We start from the raw sequence: 20415 nt of genomic DNA, 5'->3' as shown, positions 1-20415 counted from the left end.
TTAGTGGTGATCCTCGAGGGGCGTCAGCAGCCACTTGTAGAGCGAGCCCACCCACCAGAGCGTGCCAAGAATCATCATGGCGACGGCAACAGCGGGCTTCTTGTCCATGAACGGCATACCGCAGAACATCGCAACGATGCCGGCGGCGGTGATCAGCGGCCAGATGGAGGGATTCGGCATCACGATGCCGGATTCCTTCGTCGTGGGGATGTGCAGGTTCTTCTCTTCTTCGTACGTCGTCTCGTGTACGAGCTGTTCGCCTTCCTTCATGTTCCAGAGCGGATAGCGCGACTTGATCGTCGGCAGCTCGAGGAAGTTGTACTCGGGCGGCGGGGACGGAATGGCCCACTCGATCGTCGCAGCACCCCAGGGGTTGCTCGACGCCAGCTTGCCACCCTTCCAGCTCTTCCAGACGTTGATGAGACCGAACAGCGTGCCGACCATGAGGATCAGCGTGCCGACCGACGACATCATGTTGAACAGATCGAAACCCTGACCCGCATCGTACTGGTAGTAACGGCGCGGCATGCCCAGCAGACCACTGAAGTGCATCGGGAAGAACGTGAGGTTCATGCCGATGAACGAGATCCAGAAGTGCCAGTTGCCCAGCTTCTCGCTGAGGAAACGGCCCGTGATCTTCGGGAAGTAGTAGTACATGCCGGCGAACAGACCGAACACCGAGCCACCGAACAGCACGTAGTGGAAGTGCGCCACCACGAAGTACGTGTCCGTCTGCTGCAAGTCGGCCGGCGGCGAGGAGTGCATGACGCCGGAGATACCGCCGACGGTGAACATGCCCACCAGCGCGATCGCGAACTTCATGGCGACCGTGAAGCTGATCTGGCCGCCCCACATGGTGGCGATCCAGTTGAAGATCTTCACGCCCGTCGGAATGGCGATCAGCATCGTGGCCAGCGAGAACACCGAGTCAGCGATCGGACCCATGCCGACGGCGAACATATGGTGCGCCCACACGCCGAAGCCGAGGAAGCCGATCAGGATGCCCGAGTACACCATGACGGGGTACCCGAACAGCGGCTTCCGGGAGAACGTCGGCAGCACTTCGGACACGAGACCGAAGGCCGGCAGAATCAGGATGTACACCTCGGGGTGACCGAACACCCAGAAGAGGTGCTGCCAGAGCAGCGGGTCAGCGCCCTTGGCGATCGTGTAGAAGTTCGTGCCGAAGAAGCGGTCGAACTGCAGGAACACGAGCGCCACCGTGATGACCGGGAAGGCCAGCACGACGAGGAACTGCACCACGAACGACATCCACGTGAAGATCGGCATGCGCATGAGCGTCATGCCCGGTGCACGCATGTTGATGATCGTCGTGATGAAGTTGAAACCGGCCGCGAGCGACGAGATGCCGAGGATCTGCAGACCCAGCACCCAGAAGTCCATGTTCACCTGCGGCGAATACGCCTTCGTGCTCAATGGCGCGTAACCGAACCAACCACCGTCCGGCGCCATCGCGAAGAAGATGGGCACCGTGATGAAGATGCCGCCGAGCAGGTAGATCCAGTACGAGAAGGCGTTCAGTCGCGGAAACGCGACGTCACGAGCGCCGATCTGCAGCGGGATCAGGAAGTTGAAGAACGCCGCCGAGAGAGGCATGACGGCGAGGAAGATCATCGTCGTGCCATGCATCGTGAACAGCTGGTTGTACATCTCCGCCGACACGATCTTGCCGTTCGGAGTGGCCAACTGGGCACGAAGGATGGCGGCCTCGAGGCCACCGACGACGAAGAAGATCAGTCCGGAGATCAGGTAGAGCGCCCCGATGCGCTTGTGGTCCACCGTGGTGAGCCACGACATGATCCCGGTGTCGGGAGCCGTGGAGGCCTTGGTGTACGGGGGCGCGGCAGCGATGGTTGCCATCGTGTCGAATTCTGTCGTTGACGGGGGCGGCTACTTGAGAGCCTGGAGGTAAGCGACGATGTCAGCGATCTCGGGGTCAGTCAGACCACCGACATTGATGACGTTCTTGCGCACGGGATCCGTCAGGCCCTTGCCCACGGTCGGCATGATGCTGCCGGGCTTCATGTGCGGGGCACTCTTGATCCAGTACGCGAGGTGCTTCGCGTCGTTCGGGTAAAGACCCGCGGCGATCGTGTAGCGCGTCCCGACGTGCGTCAGGTTCGGCCCGATCGGCGACGTGAACGGCGTACCGCCAATGGCGTGACAGCCGATGCACGAAGACCGGGAGAACGTCTGACGGCCACGTTCCGCGTCACCCTGTGCCAGCAACGACTCGTCGAAGCTGATGGCCGTCGGCAGCTTGGCCGTGGGCACCGTGTAGGCAAACTCCGCGTCCAGGCGCTCCTTCGGGAACGCCCACACCGGCACCACCGGGGCGGCCGGCGCCGCGCTGGAATCACCCACCGCACCCTGCTGCAACGACGCCAGTTGCACCGGCGTGGTGCCCGCATTGGCCGCGGCCGGCGCAACCACAGGCGCCTTGAACACCGCCGGCTGCTTCTGGTGGGCCGCCCACTGTTCGAACTCGGCCGGCGTCACCGTGTACACGCGGAACCGCATGTTCGCATGGGACGCACCGCAGAACTCGGCGCAGAAGCCGTTCCAGGCCGACGACGGCAGATCCGCGTTCGGCGTGAACCAGAGATAGTTGGTGCGGTTCGAGACCAGATCGCGCTTGCCGCCCATCTGGGGAATCCAGAAGGAGTGCAAAACGTCGACCGTCTTGAGCTGGAAGTTCACCGTCCGCCCATTGGGCAGATAGAGCTCATTGGCGGTGGTGATGCCCAGCTGCGGGTACTTGAACTCCCACCACCACTGGTGACCGATGACTTCGACCTGCAGAGCATCAGGCGCAGCCTTGGCCTGAGTCTTGAAGATCGTGCTCACCGTGGGGATGGCGATGAACACCAGAATGACGGCCGGAATGGCCGTCCAGGTGATTTCAAGCGCCGTGTTCCCATGCACCTGCTTCGGCGTCGCGCCGCCAGGACGGCGACGATAGCGGAAGATCGTGTACACCAGGCCTGCTTCGACGCCGATGAAGACCAGCGTTCCCCAGAAGAGAAGCTTGTCCCACAGCGCGTCGATCGCCGTGTTGTACTCGGTGTAGTGATTGAACGTCGAGTTCGGGTACTCGCCGCCGCAGGCCGCGAGCCCGAGGGCCAGAGCCCCCAGCAGCGCGGCGGATGCCACTCGCCGCGGGCGGAACGTGCCAACCATGCCGGATCCTGATGTGGAGTTGATAGGACTGCCGTTTGACGGTCCTGGACGTACGCAGAGGGCGTACGACAAGGGCGCTCGGCGGACAGCCGGGGGTGGGACAGCAGTGCGAAGCTAAACCGTCGTTTTGGGCCACCGCAAGCAAAGCCTGACGACTTCTCGGGCTTTGCCCGACATTTTTCGCGATGTAACCGGCATGAACCCTATTCACTGGTTTCTTCGCACCACTCGGCCCTCCGGATCAGCCCGTTTTTCACTCTGAAAATCCCATACACGACTGCCGTTTCGCGAACAGGCCGCGAATCGTCTGTGTGGCGTGATCCCCCTCCAGCTCCGCACACCCGCCCGCGCCCAACCCGCCCCCACGCGATGGCCCTTCCGGCATCGCGGACTGGCCCGCTCCCTGCCCGCCATGGCGATCATGGGACTGGCGGCCACCGGCGCATGCCAACGTCAGGCCGCTGGCGACGGCGCTCCTCATGCGATCGGGGTTGGTGCCATCCCGGGGACCCCAGGCTACGAGAACATTGTCCGTGGGCTCGAACTCGCCGTGGAACGGCTGAACGCGGCCGGCCCGACCCGGTTTGCCGTGCGACTACCACCGGCCGGTGTTTCGAGCCCGGTCCGACTGGCCGAACAGCTCCGCGAAGATCCTACGGTGATCGCCGTCGTGGGCCACCCGGAAAGTGGCAACACTCTGGAGACGGTGCCGATCTATGCGGATGCTGAGCATGAGGGGGCCAACGGCGTGGTCATGGTCTCCCAGACCGCGTCCTCGCCGCGCCTGAGTGGGGTCAGTCCCTGGTTCTTCCGTGTTGCCCCGAGCGACGCCGACGCCGCGCAGCATACCGCGCACTGGGTGCTCGACACCCTTGGCGCGCGCCGGGCGGCCATCATCTATCGCAACGACTCGTATGGACGTGATTGGGCCAGCACCTTCGCCGACGTGTTTGGCAAAGGTGGTGGCATCGTAGCCACCCGCGATCCCTACCTGACCGGCGTCACGGAGTGGGAGGCCTACGCGAGCCTCGTGGCCCTGCGCAAACCCGACGTGGTGCTCTTCCCGGGCGACGCCGACGACGCCGTGCAATTCCTGCGGTCGCTCCGTGCCCGAGGCGTCCGTGTGCCCTTCGTCGGTGGCGACGGCACCGAGGGGATTGCCCGCGATACCATCGCCGTCGGCGCCTACGTCTCGGCCTTCTTTCGCGCCGACCGGGCGTCGAGCCCCGAGGCGATGCACTTTCTCGCCCGCTATCGTGATCGGTTCCGCCAGGAACCCGACGGCTTCGCGGCGCTTTCATATGACGCGGCCATCGTGATCGGGCGAACCGTTGCCGGCGGCGCGAACACTCGCCCGGCCCTGCGCATGGCCCTCGAAGGCATCGGCAACGGCACTCCCTCGGTGGATGGTGTCGTCGGACGCATCGCCTTTGACCAGAATCACGACATCAAGGGGCGCCCGGTTCTTCTCACCCGGGTGACGCGCGCTGGAGCTGCAGGCACCGGTACCGGGACTGATGTCCCGAAGACGGGGGCGGGCGCACCATGAGGCACCTCCTGCAGATCTCCACCATCCGCGCCCGACTGCTCGCGGGGTTTGGTACGTCGATCACCCTGCTCGTGGCGGCGGGTGTGTTGGGATGGTTCTGGCTCTCCCGCAGCAATGCGCAGGCCGAGGCCACCGTCCATGACGTCACGGATCGTTCCGAGTTCGTGGAGCGCGCCACCAACATCGCGCTGCGCGAACTCGTGGCCGGACTGCGCTACCTCAGCACCGGCACGGAGAGCGATGAACAGCAGTACCAGGGTCTCACCGTGCAGGCGGAGCAACTGCGTCGTGACGCGGTGTCCAAGAGCCTGTTGAGCGCCGAGGAACGGCGTCGACTCGAAACCATCGGCCGATTGCAGGCCACCCTCGAGGTGCGCGTGGCGACGACCCGTGCGTGGCAGTTGGCGCAGCGTACGGAGGAAGCCAACCGTGTACTGGCCCTCACCACCAAAGACATCCAGGCCATCGAGACGGAGCTGCAGGCACTGCGTCGTGAGGCACGGGTGGGCGCTGGTGATGCGATCGATCGTATGCGGGAAGGACTTCGCAATGCAGAAGCCAGTCTGGTCGTGGTGGTGACATTGGCATTTGGTGTGGCGGCCTTCTTTGGCCTCTCGACCGCGCGAGCCATCACGCAGCCCATGGTACAACTGCGCGACGAACTCATGGCCATTGGTGCAGGTGACCTGCGCGACCCGCCCTATGCGGCCGGCTCCGCTCACGTTGCGCAGGAGTACGCCGAACTGATCGACGCCATGCGGCAGGCCCGCGAACGTCTGCGCCTGCTCTTCTCCCGCGTGCAGGAAGAAGCGGATCAGGTCACACTCGCAGCCAGCGAGCTCACCGCGTCGGCCTCCTCCGCCGCCGCGTCGTCACAGCATGTCACGTCGGCCATCATGGACATCTCCCATGGTGCGACGATGCAGCTCACCTCGCTGAACCATGCCGGCGAAACTGTGAAGGAGCTCGCGGAGGCCGGAGCCACGATCGGTGAAGCAGCGGAAGAAACCGACCGCGTGGGGCGCGAGATTCGGCACACCACAAACGGTGCACGCGACCAGGTACAGGTCGCGATCGACACCCTGCTCGGTGCGCGCGAGGTGGTACAGGCATCGCGCGACGAGATGGTGGCCGTGCGTGACGCCACCGCGGTGATCGATGACTTTGTCAATGTCATCTCGGAGATCGCCACACAAACCAATCTGCTGGCACTGAACGCGGCCATCGAAGCGGCACGGGCCGGCAGTGCGGGTCGCGGGTTTGCGGTCGTGGCGCAGGAAGTGCGCGCGCTGGCCGAACAGAGCGCCCACGCGGCCAATGAAGTCACCGAAAACGTGAAGCGATTCCGCGGCCGCATCGCCAGCGCGTCAACCGCAGTGGAATCTGGTGCGACACGACTGCGTGATGCAGAAACCGTTGCCGAGGGTGTGCGGAGCGCGCTCGCTCGCATCGAACACGCAGCGGCCCAGGTCGACGGCGCCACAGCCCGCGTGACCACGGCGGTGGAGGGCAATCGCCGATCACTGAGTCAGGTGCAGCGCTCGCTGTACGATGCACGCGACACAGCAGAAGGGCATGCCGCTGCAGCCGAAGAAGTGGCCGCGAGCACCGAGCAGACATCGGCGTCGGCGCAGGAAGTGTCCGCGACCGCGGAAATGCTGCAGACAGCCAGCCTGCGTGTGCGCGGACTGATCGGCGAGTTCCGCACATGACAACGCGCCTGCCGATCCTCATGAGCGATCGGCAGGCGCTCGCAACATCGGCCCGGCGTCAAACCGCGTCGACTTCGCGTACGAGAATCCCGCGCGCGGCCAGCATCTCGAAGTAGCGCGCAGGTGGAATGCACTCATCAGGGGTGTGCACACCTGCCGCGATGGCACCCGACATTTGCAGCAGTCCGGTGATCGCGAGGGTGTATCCCGTCGTGCGCATCATGGCCGAGATGCCCCGTTCGCTGTCATAGCGATCGACGACTTCCCACGCCCGCGACGTGCGTGCACCACCGGTGATGCCCGTGACCACGACACGCAATGCCACCAGGTCAGGTTTGCCTTTGCGCAACGCCGCGCCGGCGACACGCACGAACACATCGCGTGGCGCCACGTGCTGCCCCTTCACATCCACCGGCTCCGTGCCCAGCAAGCCCAGATCACGAACACTGCGCATGATGGCCGCATGTCCCGGATACCGCAGTGTCTTGTACTCCATCACGGGGATCTGGCCGGCGTAGCGATACACCATCGTGGACAAACCACCGGCGGTGTGAAACGCCTCCAGCGCGCCCACCGATTCATCGAACACCACCGTTTCGAGTTCGGAGAGCGCATCGACGGTGGTGGGCTGTCCGCCGCGTACCACCAACGACGGTGTCGTGTAGTAGTCCACCATGCCTTCGATGGAATACGCGATCTGGTAGCCAAGCGGCGGTTCCGGCACCTGCGGCAACCCGCCGACGAACAGCTTCACGGAATCCACCGTATCGAACTGATCGATGCCGTGCTGCGCGATGACATTCACCATACCCGGTGCGAGACCGGTATCGGGAATGACCGAGATCCCCTTGGCCTTGGCCTCGGCATCGAGCTGCTTCTGCTGCTGCACAATGGCGGTGTTGCCGCCCAGGTCGGCAAAATGCACGCCGCTTTCGACCGCAAGACGGGCCAGCGTGCCGTTGAAATAGTAGGGAATGGCGCTCAGCACCCCATCGCAGCGCGCAAAGGCGGCGCGTACAGCCTGCTCATCGCGCACATCCAGCGCCAGCGGCTCGAGACGGGATCCTGCCACATCCTGCAGGAAACGGGGTAGTGCAGGCAACTGCAGATCGGCCAGCAGGACCTGCTTCACACGTGAATCATTGAGCAGGTCAAACGCACACGCGGTGCCTTGCAGCCCCGCGCCAAGAACCAACACACGCATCGAGGAACTCCGGTATGGAGACGCTGGATCGGAACGATATGCCTTCGAAGGTAACCCCGGGGCCGGATGACTGGCGAGCACGGTTGCTCGACACGCCGGAACAGATCGACCACATCCTGCAACAGGTCAAACGTGTGGCGGTGATCGGGATCAAACCCCGTGAAGTCGGGGGCCCCGCCCATACGGTGCCCGCCTACATGCAGCAGAAAGGCTTCGACATCGTCCCCGTGCCCGTGTACTACCCGGAGGTGACAGAGATCCTGGGCGTGCCCGTGCACCGCTCTCTGGCCACCGTCGATCCGGCCGCCGATATGGTACAGCTCTTCCGGAAATCAGAGGACATTCCCGGGCACGTCGAGGAAATCCTCGCCGCCGAGCCATCGGTGGTCTGGATGCAACTCGGCATTCGGAACGCCGAAGCGGCCGAGCGTTTCGCGCGGGCAGGCATGCTGGTGGTGCAGGACCGCTGCACATACATCGAGCTCGAGCGGGCCAAGCGCTAAGCGCGGCGCCATGGCAAAGCGCCCTGGCAAAGCGCCCTGGCAAAGCGCCCCCAGTGACGCGATTCAGTGCCGCTCTGATGGACCTTTGAGCGGCAGAACGATGCCGGCCACCATCAACTCCACGGTGCCGGCAGCGGCCGCCACGAGCTGATTCGCACGTCCAAGTGCGTCACGATAGGCACGTCCCAACAGTGTGTGCGGCACAATGCCCAGCCCCACCTCATTGCTCACTACGACCCACTGCACATCGGCGTGGTGCTGCATGCAGGTCACCAATGCTGCAACCTCGCGAGCCACGTACGGCTCGGCGTCACGCAGTTCGTCGTCGGCCCGTGCGAGCAGCAGATTGCTGACCCACAGCGTGAGACAGTCGATGACCACGACGCGCCGGGCAAACAGATGCGGCGCGGACAACGCCTCATCGATGGCCGGCACGATCGACACGGGCGCTTCGATCGTGCGCCACCGGGCACTACGCTCGGCCTGGTGATTGGCGATGCGCTGTTGCATCTCATCGTCGAACGCCTGCGCAGTGGCCACAAAAAACAGCGCCGCATCGCTCTGCGCTTCGGCCAGCGCCACGGCTCGTCCACTCTTGCCGGCCCGTACGCCGCCGAGCAGCAGGCGCACCGACCCGCCACTCATGTTGGTGGTGTCGGCACTCATGTTGTCGTGCCGCGCAGACCCATCATGTCGAACACCGCATCCATATCGAGATTGCTGCACACCACCGTGGCCAGACGATCGAGGGCATCGTCGACCGATGTGGCGGCGCCGGATGCCGGCAACTCGACCCCCTTTCGCGCAGCGAGCTGGGTGAGCATCGCGCGACGCAACGGCGCATGCTCGAGCGCGCCGTGCAGGTAGGTCCCCACCACCAAGCCATCGCTGGAACATGATCCGTCGTGGGAGCGGCCCTGTGCACTCTCCAGCGCAAACAACGGTGCCTGCCCACGCTCTGTGGAGGTGCTGCGCCCCATGTGAATTTCATAGGCGTCGAAGGGCGCGGCCGCACGCAGATCAGCACCGAACAGTGTCTGCGCTCCGATCACCTGCGCCTTCACACGGCGGGTGATCTTTCGCGCTTCGAAGTGGGTCACAAGTGGCAAGAGTCCGAGACCCTCGGCTTCACCCACCTGTTCCACGCCGTGTTCGTCCACGATGCGCTCCCCCAACATCTGCAAACCACCGCAGATCCCGAGCACCGCACCACCTTCCGCCCGATGTGCCAGGATGCAGGCATCGAGTGATCGCTCGCGCAACCAGGCGAGATCCCCGAGCGTGGACTTGGTACCGGGCACAATGACCAGGTCGGGTGCACCGAAGGAATCGGCATCACCCACAAATCGCACACGCACCCCGGGCTCGTTGATGAGCGGCTGAAACTCATCGAGATTCGCCACGCGCGGCAGGCGCATGACGGCGATATCGAGCACCGCCGGCGGGGCATCGGGGTTTCCATGATCGGTCGCCGAGCGCCATTCGAGGGCGTCTTCCTCGGGAATATCGCGGAGATCGAGCCACGGCAGCACACCGATCGTGGGCACCCCCGTGCGCTCTTCCAGCATCGCAAATCCCGGGTCGAGCAGTGAAGGATCGCCACGGAATTTGTTGATCACGAACGCCTTGATCAGCGCGCGTTCTTCGGGTTGCAGCAACGCATGTGTGCCGTACAACGAGGCAAACACGCCGCCACGTTCGATGTCACCCACCAACAGCACCGGCGCATTGGCATGACGGGCCACCCGCATGTTCACGATATCGTACTGCGCCAGGTTGATCTCGGCGGGACTTCCGGCACCTTCGATCACCACCACATCGAACGCGGCGCGCAGTCGATCGAGGGCGTCCGTGACAATGGGCCACAAGTGTTGCTTGCGGCCATAGTAGTCCACGGCATCCGCCGTGATCCATGGTTCGCCCAGTACCACCACCTGGGACGTGCGATCGCTCTGTGGCTTGAGCAGCACCGGATTCATGTCGACCGTCACGGGTACACGCGCGGCAACCGCCTGCATGGCCTGTGCGCGACCCACCTCGCGACCATCGGCTGTCACCGCGGCGTTGTTCGACATGTTCTGCGCCTTGTATGGCGCCACCCGATAGCCGGCATTGGCGAACCACCGGCACAGCGCCGCAACCACCGTGGTCTTGCCGGCGTGGGACGAAGTGCCCTGCACCATGAGCACGAGGCCAAGTGGCGCCGCAGACTCACGTCCATTGCCGTGAGCATCTTCGTGATGTGTGTCCTGCCGCATGTCCTGCGTCCTGGCCGCGTGTGTTCCCGTCATGCCCGCAGCATCTTCGGTGGTCACCCACCGCGCAAGATGCCACGGGCTTGCGTTCCGAATCGGGATGCCGCTAACGTGCACATCTCAGTAGTTCACAATCGATCGTCACGAACGGGCCTTTGTTGGAAGCCGGTGCAATGCCGGCGCGGCCCCGCCACTGTATGAGGCTCTGCCGTGTCTTTGGACACGACAGCTAGCAGCGACTTCTGCGCAACACCCACTGGTGCATGCACCGGGAAGGGAGAAGCCGACCGCCTCGAGCCAGGAAACCGGCCGTTCGTTCCCGCTGCAAATCCTCGAGGGAGGACTGCGGGGCCGTCCGCGTCGGTCTGATGCACCTTATTGTGCGTCGATAGATGTCTGCCGCCCCCGTCCCTCTCGATCACCGAGACTGGACGGGTTTTGTGTTTTCAGGCAGGCGCTCCGACACATCTCTGCGCGTTCGTGCAACCTGGCGTGGCATTATGGCCATGGGCTGTGCGGCATGCGTGCTGGTCGCCTGCGACAAGACCGCGCAACAGGCCGCGGCCGCGGCTGCTGATTCAACGGCGATCTCCGCCGCGAGCACCGCACCGGTCACGGTGATCGATGATGCGGGCCGTACCGTCACGCTGGCACAACCGGCCCGTCGGGTGGTTTCGCTCATTCCCAGTGCCACCGAAACGCTACTGGCGCTCGGTGCCGCGGAACAGTTGATCGCGCGCACGCGCTACGACGTGGCGCCGGAGGTGCAGCACCTGCCACTGGTTGGCGGCAGTGTCGATCCGAGCATCGAGATGATCGTTTCGCTCAAGCCGGAGCTGGTGGTGTCGTGGGAATCCGACAAACGCCAGCAATTCCGCGAGCGGCTCACCGCGCTGGGCATCCCGATCTTCATGCTGCGCACGCAGGACACCACCGATGTGTTCCGCGGCCTCGCCAATCTCGGCGCGCTGACTGGTCACACCCCTGATGCGCAGCGTGTGTCCACCGCACTGCGTGCACAACTCGAAGCCGTGCGCAGTTCTGTGCAGACGCTCAAGGTGCCGACGGTCATGTACGTCGTGTTCAACGATCCACCGATGACCGCAGGACCAAAGACCTTCATCGGGCAACTGATCACGCTCGCCGGCGGCCGTTCGATTTTCGACGACGCCGCCACGAACTGGCCGAACGTCACGATGGAAGAAATCGTGCGTCGCGACCCGGATGTGGTGGTGGTGCCGGTAGGGGAGTTCAAGGCCCAGGCCCTTTCGCGCCTCAAGGTCATGCAGGGGTGGCGCAACCTGCGGGCCATCCGCGAAGGACGTGTAGTGGCCGTACCGGCCGACCTGCTCAGCCGTCCGAGCCCCAACATCGGGCTCGCGGCCGAAGTGCTGCGCAGTGCGATGCATCCGCAATTCCCGTCGCCGGTGGCGGAACCGGATTCCATTCCCGACCGAGCGCCATCGCGTGATTCGGCGGTGAAGAACTGATGCGGTTGTCTTCCCTCGCCTGGCGCATTCCGCTGCTGGCGGCCCTGCTGGCCTTCACGCTTCTGCTGGCCCTGCGTCTCGGCGCCGTCCAGCTCACGAGCGCGCAGGTGATTCAGGCCGTGTTGGGCGAAGGGGACCCGACGTACGTGAACATCCTGCACGAGCTGCGCTTGCCGCGGGCGTTTCAGGCCGCCTTGGTGGGTGCGGCACTGGCGTTGAGTGGTACGACCTATCAGGCGCTGCTACGCAATCCACTGGCCGAGCCGTATGTGCTGGGTGTGTCGAGTGGCGCCGCGTTTGGCGCCGTGCTCAGTGTCGTGGGCGGCTATTCGCTGCGCTACATCTGGGCGCTGCCCACGGCGGCGTTTGTGGGCGCGCTGCTGGCGATGTTCCTGGTGTTTCGCATCGCGTACTCCGTTGGCCAGCGTCTCGATACGCGCGTGCTGTTGCTGGCGGGCGTGGTGGTGGGATCGTTTCTGGTGGCCTGCATCTGGTTGGTGCTGACGTTCGCCGATGATCAGTCGGTGCGCACCGCTATCTATTGGATGATGGGCAGTCATTCGGGTGCGTCATGGCGCTCGGTGTCGGTGCTGGCGGTGACCGTGTTCCCGGCGTTTCTGGTGCTGCTGTGGTTGGCCCGCTCACTCAACTTGCTCGCAATCGGTGAGTCCACGGCGGCCTATCTGGGCGCAGAAGTGGAGCGCGTGAAGTGGATCGCGTTTGCCACCGCCACACTGCTCACGGCAGTATCGGTCGCGATGAGCGGCACGATCGGCTTTGTCGGCCTCGTGGTACCGCATGCCTTGCGTTTGTTGTGGGGTGGCGACAATCAAGGTCTGCTGCCCACGGCGGCATTGGCAGGTGCCGTGTTTCTCGTCGCGGCCGACACAGCCGCGCGCACGGTGGCTGGAGCCAACGAGTTACCGATTGGCGTGGTGACGGCGCTGGTGGGTGTGCCGTGTTTTGTGTGGTTGTTGCGGCGTCCCTCGAGCCAGCGTGTGCTGTGATGCGCGCAGCCTCCGCCCCCGAGTGGGTGCTCACCGACGTGCACTTCCGCCACCATGGTGCGACGCAGCCCACGCTGCGCGACATCACGCTGACCATCGACAGCGGGTTGCTCACCGTGATCATCGGCCCCAACGGCGCCGGCAAGAGCACGCTGATGCAGTTGCTGCTGGGCGTGGAGCGTCCCGGGCAGGGCCAGGTGCGTTTCCGTGGTGAAGAGATGCGCGCATGGCCGCGGCAGCGGCTCGCCCGGGAGATCGGCGTGGTGCCGCAAGGAGAAGTGGAACCGCTCTTCACGGTGCGTGACACGGTGGCCATGGGTCGGTATGCCCATCTCGGTGCGTGGCAGCGTGAGCGTGAGGAAGACGTGCAGGCCATCGATCGCGCCATGCAGCAATGTGACGTGCAGCAATTTGCGACGCGTTGGGTACCTACGCTCTCCGGCGGTGAACGTCAGCGCGTGCGCGTGGCGCGTGCCCTGGCGCAGGAAACCCGCGTGATCGTGCTCGACGAACCGACCACGTACCTCGACATCCGTCACGAGATGGCCATGTTCGAGCAGGTGCGTCGACTGCGCGAGGATGGTGTGACGGTGGTGCTGGTGACCCACAATCTGAACCTCGCCGCGCGTTATGCCGACCGCATGGTGCTGTTGCGCGACGGGGCCATCGTTGCCACAGGCACGGCGGCCGAGGTGTTGACCGCTGAGCGTGTGGCCGAAGTGTACGAATGGCCCGTGGATATCGAGTGGCACCGCGATGGTGCACCGCAGGTCGTGCCACAGGGCGCTTCGGCCAGTTTGGGCGGTGCGGCATGAGGCAGCGACTCGTTGGGACACTCTGCGTCGTCGCAATCGCCGCTCTGGCTCCCGTGAAGGCACTGCGTGCCCAGGTGGCTGGTGAAGTCCGTGGGCGAGTCACCGAAGAAGGCACCGGACGCCCGGTGGCCGATGCGCGCATCGAACTGGAAGGCGTGAGCACCAGCGCCCGTACCAATGCCGACGGCACCTACCTCGTGCGCAGTCTCGAGCCACGGGTGTATGTGGTCCGTGTGCGTGCCCTGGGTTTCATCGAACGCGCGCTCGATGCGAGTGTGCAGAACGCACGCGTCACGCAGCTCGATGTCACACTGCGCCCCATGGCACCCGTGTTGGAGCGCATGGTAGTCGAAGCGCAACGCGATTCCGTCGCGCCAAATGCCACGACGTTCACACGGGCCACGATAGAAGCATCCGGTCAGCGCGACCTTGGCGACCTGCTGCAGACCACACCGGGTGTGGTGGTCACACGATCTGGTGGACCGGGTCAGCCGGCACGGGTGTCCATACGCGGCTCCTCGTCGAACCAGGTGCTCATCCTGCTCGATGGCGTGCCGCTCAATTCGGCCATCTCCGGCTCGGCCGACCTCTCGGCCATTCCGCTCGAGAACATCGAACGCGTCACCGTGCTCACGGGCGCACAGTCGGCCCGCTATGGTCCGCGCGCCATGGCGGGCGTGATCGAAATCGTCACCCGTCGTTCGCGACATGAACGTTCAGCGCTTGTGCGCGGTGGCGCGCTCGGCGAATGGGGTGTGGCTGGTACCTTGGGTACGTCTGTACCGCGAGCCAGCGGTACGCGGTCCGTGTCGCTGGGCGTGGATCATCGCTCGGTGCGTGGTGATTTCTCGTATCCCGTACCGGCCGTGCGCGGCGGCGGCCGTGCCGATCGGCTCAATGCCGATGCCGCCACCACCCAGGTGGTGGGCAGCGCTGGTCTGGATATCGGGCAGCAGCAGTACACCGTGCGCGGCACGTACGGCAACACCGATCGCGGCATGGCCGGCACGATCATCCAGCCCTCCCAGTCGGGGCGTCAACAATTTTCGCGCCTGAGTGGCGGACTCACCGCACAGTGGAGCCCCTCACGGTGGGTGATCGCGTCGGCTGCCGATGTGACCCGTGAGCGTGGCACATACAACGATCCGACGCCGCCATTTGGGCAGCCGTTTGCCGACACGGTCACGGCCAATGGCCTGACGGTCACGTCGTCCGCGACTGCGGCATGGCCTCTCATGACCACATCGGCCGGCATCGACATACGGCATCTCGAGTTGGCCAGCAACAACCTCGCGGCCAATGCGCCGAGTGGACAAACACTGGCCGGTGCCTGGTTCAATGCGCGTGCCGAGCGTGCACTCGGACGGGCATCACGACCCACGCGACTACTGTCCGACTTTGCGTTGCGGTTGGATCACAGTTCGCTGCTCACCGATATGGCCGTATCGCCGCGCGTGATGGTGCGCGCGGAACGTGGTGTCGCAGCGCTCAGTGTGTCGTACGGGGCTGGCTTTGCGCCGCCCACTATCGCCGATCAGTTCTTCCATGAAGGTGTGCAGGTGCGCGCCAATCCGTCGTTGCGTCCTGAGCGCACGAAACATGACATGGAAGCGCGTGTGAGCCTCCGGGAAGTGTCGGTAGGTCCACTGCGATGGGTTGCCGAAGCGGCGGCGTTTCGCGCCGACGTCGATGGCATGATCCTGTGGTTCCCCGATTTCCGATTCATCTGGAGCCCGAACAACTACGATGTGCGCCGCCGTGGCTGGGAGACCCGCAGTGCGCTGCGTATTCCCGCGGCCCACCTCGAATTTCAGGGCACACTCGATCACACCGATGTGACGTACGCCGGTGGTGTGCTCACCGGTCAGATCGTGTATCGCCCGCAGGTCACGGCCTCCCTGCAGTCGTCGATCACCGCCGGTGCAGCACGTGCCGACGTGATCACACGCCATGTCGGCACCCGCCGTGTGGCACCGGGCTCCACGCTCAATGCGCTCGCGCCCTACCGCATGACCGATGTGCGGCTTTCCACCTCGACGACCCGGAGCGGCTGGACGTTCTCGCCCATGCTGACCGTCGAGAATCTCTTCAATCGCGACGCCGCGATGCTGGTGGACTACCCCTTCCCCACGCGCTTGTGGAGCGTCTCGCTCCGCGTGCGTCGTGTTTCTTCTCCCACGCACTGACTTTCCGATCCCTTCGATGCGCCTCCTGACCGTTCGTCATCTGTTGTCGTCACGCCGCGTTGCGGCGATGGCATTGCTGGCTCTCACCGCGGCGTGTGGTGAGGATGGCCCGTCCGAGCCCACACCGGCGCCGGGTTTCCTGGGTGGTGTCGCCGGCAACCGTGAGATCGGTGTCGTGATCAATTCGGGCACCAAGTCGATCACGATGTTCCAGCTCGGTTCGCCCACCACCACCGTGCAGATCCCGCTCGGCTCGAGCACCACGGTCACCCCCATCGGTTTCTCGCTGCGTGGTCGCCGTGCGGCGGTACCTCTCGGCAATGCGGCCAGCGTCGCGCTCGTGAATCTGGAGACGGCCACGGTCGGACGCTTCTTCACCTTCCCGAGTGGCAATGCCACCGGCTCGGTGTGGGCCAATGACACCACCGTGTTCGCGGCCAATACCAACACCAACAAGATCGGCCGCTTCTATGTGAACCAGACGGCCACCGAAATCACCAGCACGGTGGATGTCGCACCCGCGCCGACGGCGATGGCCTACTCCGCCGGCCGTGTGCTCGCGATCTCGGGCAACCTCGCCAACTTCGTACCGATCGGCGAAGGTGTGGTCACCGCGATCAACCCGGCCACCATGGCGGTACTCGGCACCGTGCAGACGGGTGGTACGAACCCGAACGAAGCGACGATTGGTCCGGACGGCCTGCTGTACGTGTTGAACACCGGCGACTATGTGGCGCAGGGCAGCATGGCCATCATCGATCCGGCCACGATGACGCGCGTGGCCCTGATCCCCAACATGGGTGTCGGCCCCGGCCACATCTCGATCGACGCCAATGGTCTCGCATACATCTCGAGCTTCTCCAACGCGACACTGGTGTGGAACACGCGCACCCGCGCGTTCGTGCGTGGCCCGGCAGATCCGGTGTGCGCCAAGCGCGCCAGCAACAACGCCTGCCGTGGTGCCTCGTCGTCAGCCGCCGCCACGACGGGCCGCCTGTACCAGTTGTTCTTCGGCAGCACGTCGCAGGGGCTGGCACCGTACGCGTTTGTGTATGACGCGACCACGTTCGCACTGCGGGACAGCATCTCCGTGGGCGCGGGCCCCATGAGCCTTGCCATCCGCACGTTCTGAGTGATCGGCACCGGCGCCGTGCGAGGAGCGGCTACCGCAGCGCTTCTCGCAGACCTCGGCTTCGGCGAGCCACCGGACCAACTACACCCGACGGTGTGGATGGGCCGGTGGCTCGGCCGCATCCGGGCCTCACAAAAATCCCGATCCATGATGCCTGGCCACAGCTCGCGCCAGGCGTTCTGGCATGGGGCGGCAGGCCTCGCCGGCGGTGTCGCACTCACGACAGCAATCGCCGGCGCCGTAGCCGCGATCATCGCGCAACTCGGAAACGCCTCAACGGCCGGTGCCTCGACACTGCCCTCCACATTGGGACGCATTTCAGTGGAAGGTGTGCTGCTCAAGCCGGCACTGGCCGTGCGTTCGTTGCTGCGCGCGGCCGATGTCGTGCGAGTCGCACTCGAACGGCATGACCTTGATCAGGCCAGACACCTGTTGTCCTGGCATCTGGTTTCGCGCAACACCGACGCACTCTCCGCAGACGAGGTGGCCGGTGCGGCCATCGCGTCGTTGGCCGAGAACCTGAGCGACAGCGTGGTGGGCCCATTGATGGCGTACCGGTTGGGCGGTTTACCGGCGGCGTATGCCTATCGCTTTGTGAACACCGCCGACGCGATGCTGGGCTATCGCACGCCGGAGCTGGAGTGGTTTGGCAAATCTGCAGCGCGCTCGGACGACGTGTTGAACCTGCTCCCGGCACGGGTGAGCGCACCGCTGCTCGCACTGGCGGCGCCTTGTGCGATGGCTTCCCCCTGGAAGGCACTGCGTTGTGGTATCCGCGACGCATCCCGCACACCAAGCCCCAACGGGGGATGGCCGATGGCAACCATGGCCGGCGCCCTCGGCATACGACTCGAAAAGCGCGGACTGTATGTGTTGAACGCCGAAGGACGTGCTCCCACCGCCCACGACATCACGCGCGCCCGGCGCATGGTGTTCGCCGCATCGCTCGCCGCCGTGATGTGCGTGGAGCTTTCCATCCCTGTTTCGGCCTGAGGAGCGTCATCGATATGCCTCGCGCTCGCTCGCACGTCCTGCAGGTTGCCGCTACGGTCCACGGTGGACGCGCCGCCTTGCACCACGACGCACGGCACGTGATCGATTTCAGCGTTTGCCTGAATGCGCATGGGCCTGCACCGGTGGTACGTGCCGCCATCCGCGATTGTGCCGTTGATGAGTATCCCGACCCCACTAGTCACGACGCCCGCGCCATCGCCGCCGCGCGGTGGCATCGCCCGATCGATGAGCTGATTCTGGGCGCCGGCTCCGCAGAGCTCATTCAGGCGGTCTGTTTCGCGTACGTGGAACCAGGAGATGGCGTTCTCGTGATGGCACCATGTTTCGGCGAGTATGCGCGAGCTGCGCAGTTGTGCGGAGCGCAGGTCCAGACGGCCCTGACCACCGACGATCTGGTGCGGCGCATTGCAGACCGCCCGAAGCTGGTCTTTCTCGCTTCCCCATCGAGTCCCATCGGACAGCAGGAATCTTTGCACACCCTGCAGCTCATCGCTGATGCCTGCAGAGCCGTCGACGCACTGCTGGTACTCGATCAGGCGTATGACGGATTTACCGCGGCACCACACGGCACACCCGCATTGCCGGGTCACTCGCATGTGCTGCACCTGCGTTCACTCACCAAAGACCACGCACTGGCCAATGTGCGGGTCGCTCTGGGCGTAGCATCTCCAGAGGTTGTTCGCGCGCTGGAAGCAGTGCGCATCCCGTGGGCCGCGTCCGGTGCGGCTCAAGCAGCGGTTATCGCAGCGCTTTCTGATGAAGCGGAAGCCCATGCACGGGTCACGACGGAGCTGCTGCGCCACGAAGCCGTTCGCATGAGAACGGCCCTTCAAGGAATCGGATTCTCCGTTCTCGCCAGCGACACACACTACTTCCTCGTTGAATGTCAGAACGCGGCGCACGCGCGCACGTGGCTGATCGACCATGCCGCGCTGCTCGTGCGGGATGGCACCTCCTTCGGTCTGCCGACGCATGTGCGCGTGGCCGCCCGACATACTGAAGACAACGATCGCCTCATCGAGGCGCTTGCCCGGTTTCGCTCCACTCTCTCCCGGTCGACCCATGACGCATCCTGACCTGCTGCCCGACGACTTCGAAGACGACCTCGAACCACGCGTAGAACTGCTCGACGACGAACTCGAACCGCGCGTCGATCCGCTCGCAGCGCCAAAGACCGCCGTGGCGGCCAACGGACGCAAGGTGCCAACGCCCAAACAGAAACGTCCGGGCGCCTATCGGGTCCCGCCGCGCAAGGACCGCCATGGTTTGCTCATCGTGAACACCGGACACGGCAAGGGAAAGACCACCGCGGCGCTCGGTGTCATGCTGCGCGCGTATGGCCGTGACATGAGCACCGCCATGTACCAGTTCGTGAAGCGTCTCGGCAACACCGGTGAACATCGCACCGCACGGGTGCTGGGTATCGAAGCCATGGCACTGGGCGGCGGCTGCACCGGCAAGCGCCGCAAGGAAGATCGGGACCTCACGGAAGACAAGAATCGCGCGATCGCCGGCTGGGAGCTGTGCGCCCGTCACATCACCGAAGGCACGTACGACGTGCTGGTGCTCGACGAGCTCACCCTGCCGCTCAAGTGGGGCTGGCTCGATGAAACGGAAGTGATCCGCACCCTGCAAGAACGCCCGCAGGGCACACACGTCGTCGTCACCGGCCGCGATGCTTCGCAGGCCATGATTGACGCAGCCGACCTGGTGACCGACATGCGTGTCATCAAACATCCGTTGCGAGACCAAGGCATCAAGGCTCAGGGAGGCATCGACGTATGAGCACCGATCGAGCCACACGAAAGGGACTGCTGCTCGTCAACACCGGCAACGGAAAGGGCAAGTCCACCGCCGCGCTGGGCATCCTGGTACGCGCCGCCGGATACAAGTTCTCCATCGGCATGTTCCAGTTCATCAAGAGCGCGGAAACGCGGTACGGGGAACACATCGCCGCCGAAGAACTGGGCATCGACATCGTGCCACTGGGCGACGGCTTCACCTGGCTGTCCGACAACATCGAAGCCGATCGGGCACTGGCAGAAAAGGGCTGGCAGCGTGTGCAGGCCGTGATCGAGTCGGAGCAGTTCGACATTCTCATCCTCGACGAACTCACCTACTGCATTACCTACGGCTGGCTGGATGAAACCATGGTGCTGGATGTGCTGCGCAACCGACCGCCCTGGATGCATGTAGTGGTCACGGGCCGCAACGCATCGCCGGCCCTGATCGAACTGGCCGATCTCGTCACGGAAATGCATCTCGTGAAGCACCCCTATCGTGAGAAGGGCATCCCCGCACAGCCCGGCATCGAACTGTGAGCCCCACCGCGCCAACGCTCCACCCG

At 64.6% G+C, this 20415-nt stretch carries 17 protein-coding genes and 1 riboswitch; of the genes, 12 read left to right on the top strand and 5 right to left on the bottom strand.

Going from position 1 to position 20415, the window contains the following annotated elements; all coding sequences use genetic code 11:
• Both ctaD and coxB read right to left on the bottom strand, forming a co-directional pair.
• Complete coding sequence (gene ctaD, locus GAU_RS02570; protein ID WP_012681994.1) at nucleotides 1-1881, bottom strand: cytochrome c oxidase subunit I; 1881 nt, start codon at nucleotides 1879-1881, stop codon at nucleotides 1-3.
• A gap of 30 nt (nucleotides 1882-1911) precedes the next feature.
• Nucleotides 1912-3201 (bottom strand): cytochrome c oxidase subunit II, encoded by a 1290-nt coding sequence (gene coxB, locus GAU_RS20245; protein WP_012681993.1) that lies wholly within the window; start codon nucleotides 3199-3201, stop codon nucleotides 1912-1914.
• A gap of 316 nt (nucleotides 3202-3517) precedes the next feature.
• On the opposite strand from coxB, the gene GAU_RS02560 reads away from it, so the two are divergent.
• A complete protein-coding gene (locus GAU_RS02560; protein ID WP_012681992.1) occupies nucleotides 3518-4750 on the top strand; it encodes a branched-chain amino acid ABC transporter substrate-binding protein in 1233 nt (410 codons plus the stop codon).
• Nucleotides 4747-6462: a methyl-accepting chemotaxis protein gene (locus GAU_RS22110; protein WP_012681991.1), complete on the top strand. Its 1716-nt coding sequence runs from the start codon at nucleotides 4747-4749 to the stop codon at nucleotides 6460-6462. Before GAU_RS02560 ends, GAU_RS22110 begins: the two co-directional genes overlap by 4 nt.
• Before the next feature lie 58 nt (nucleotides 6463-6520).
• On the opposite strand, the gene GAU_RS02550 is transcribed toward GAU_RS22110, so the two are convergent.
• A complete protein-coding gene (locus GAU_RS02550) occupies nucleotides 6521-7666 on the bottom strand; it encodes a saccharopine dehydrogenase family protein (protein ID WP_012681990.1) in 1146 nt (381 codons plus the stop codon).
• A 14-nt stretch (nucleotides 7667-7680) separates the two neighbouring features.
• Here GAU_RS02550 and GAU_RS02545 point away from each other — a divergent pair, with 14 nt between their 5' ends.
• Nucleotides 7681-8169, top strand: coding sequence for a CoA-binding protein (locus tag GAU_RS02545; RefSeq protein WP_197526035.1), 489 nt, complete (start codon nucleotides 7681-7683; stop codon nucleotides 8167-8169).
• Between the two features lie 63 nt (nucleotides 8170-8232).
• Here GAU_RS02545 and cobU read toward each other — a convergent pair whose 3' ends face one another.
• Both cobU and GAU_RS02535 read right to left on the bottom strand, forming a co-directional pair.
• Nucleotides 8233-8835: a bifunctional adenosylcobinamide kinase/adenosylcobinamide-phosphate guanylyltransferase gene (gene cobU, locus GAU_RS02540; RefSeq protein WP_070104997.1), complete on the bottom strand. Its 603-nt coding sequence runs from the start codon at nucleotides 8833-8835 to the stop codon at nucleotides 8233-8235.
• Nucleotides 8832-10484, bottom strand: coding sequence for a cobyric acid synthase (locus GAU_RS02535; RefSeq protein ID WP_197526034.1), 1653 nt, complete (start codon nucleotides 10482-10484; stop codon nucleotides 8832-8834). Before GAU_RS02535 ends, cobU begins: the two co-directional genes overlap by 4 nt.
• A 58-nt stretch (nucleotides 10485-10542) precedes the next feature.
• Nucleotides 10543-10752: riboswitch (cobalamin riboswitch) on the top strand.
• A 172-nt stretch (nucleotides 10753-10924) separates the two neighbouring features.
• Here GAU_RS02535 and GAU_RS02530 point away from each other — a divergent pair.
• Genes GAU_RS02530 through cobO form a run of 9 tightly spaced genes read left to right on the top strand, consistent with a single transcriptional unit; the run spans nucleotide 10925 to nucleotide 20389 of the window.
• On the top strand, nucleotides 10925-11914 hold the full coding sequence (locus tag GAU_RS02530; RefSeq protein WP_041265181.1) for an ABC transporter substrate-binding protein: 990 nt from the start codon (nucleotides 10925-10927) through the stop codon (nucleotides 11912-11914).
• Complete coding sequence (locus tag GAU_RS02525; protein ID WP_012681985.1) at nucleotides 11914-12921, top strand: FecCD family ABC transporter permease; 1008 nt, start codon at nucleotides 11914-11916, stop codon at nucleotides 12919-12921. The genes GAU_RS02530 and GAU_RS02525 overlap by 1 nt, the downstream gene beginning before the upstream one ends.
• The gene (locus GAU_RS02520) at nucleotides 12921-13736 is read left to right on the top strand and encodes an ABC transporter ATP-binding protein (RefSeq protein ID WP_012681984.1); all 816 of its coding nucleotides are present in this window, start codon (nucleotides 12921-12923) and stop codon (nucleotides 13734-13736) included. The genes GAU_RS02525 and GAU_RS02520 overlap by 1 nt, the downstream gene beginning before the upstream one ends.
• A gap of 53 nt (nucleotides 13737-13789) precedes the next feature.
• Nucleotides 13790-15922: a TonB-dependent receptor gene (locus tag GAU_RS02515; protein WP_041265180.1), complete on the top strand. Its 2133-nt coding sequence runs from the start codon at nucleotides 13790-13792 to the stop codon at nucleotides 15920-15922.
• A 16-nt stretch (nucleotides 15923-15938) separates the two neighbouring features.
• Complete coding sequence (locus tag GAU_RS02510) at nucleotides 15939-17054, top strand: YncE family protein (protein ID WP_012681982.1); 1116 nt, start codon at nucleotides 15939-15941, stop codon at nucleotides 17052-17054.
• Entirely contained in the window at nucleotides 17055-18047 is a 993-nt protein-coding gene (cbiB, locus tag GAU_RS02505; protein ID WP_012681981.1) for an adenosylcobinamide-phosphate synthase CbiB, read from the top strand. It abuts the gene before it with no gap.
• Between the two features lie 14 nt (nucleotides 18048-18061).
• The gene (locus GAU_RS02500) at nucleotides 18062-19144 is read left to right on the top strand and encodes a pyridoxal phosphate-dependent aminotransferase (RefSeq protein WP_012681980.1); all 1083 of its coding nucleotides are present in this window, start codon (nucleotides 18062-18064) and stop codon (nucleotides 19142-19144) included.
• Nucleotides 19131-19853 carry a cob(I)yrinic acid a,c-diamide adenosyltransferase gene (locus GAU_RS02495; RefSeq protein WP_012681979.1) on the top strand — a complete coding sequence of 241 codons (723 nt, stop codon included), beginning with the start codon at nucleotides 19131-19133 and terminating at the stop codon, nucleotides 19851-19853. The genes GAU_RS02500 and GAU_RS02495 overlap by 14 nt, the downstream gene beginning before the upstream one ends.
• Entirely contained in the window at nucleotides 19850-20389 is a 540-nt protein-coding gene (gene cobO / locus GAU_RS02490) for a cob(I)yrinic acid a,c-diamide adenosyltransferase (protein ID WP_012681978.1), read from the top strand. The genes GAU_RS02495 and cobO overlap by 4 nt, the downstream gene beginning before the upstream one ends.
• Nucleotides 20390-20415 lie beyond the last annotated feature (26 nt).

Origin of the sequence: Gemmatimonas aurantiaca T-27 (assembly GCF_000010305.1) — a bacterium.
GTDB classification, from domain to species: domain Bacteria; phylum Gemmatimonadota; class Gemmatimonadetes; order Gemmatimonadales; family Gemmatimonadaceae; genus Gemmatimonas; species Gemmatimonas aurantiaca.
The sequence above is the reverse complement of the archived record's forward strand: the minus strand, read 5'-3'. Positions and strand labels throughout refer to the sequence as shown.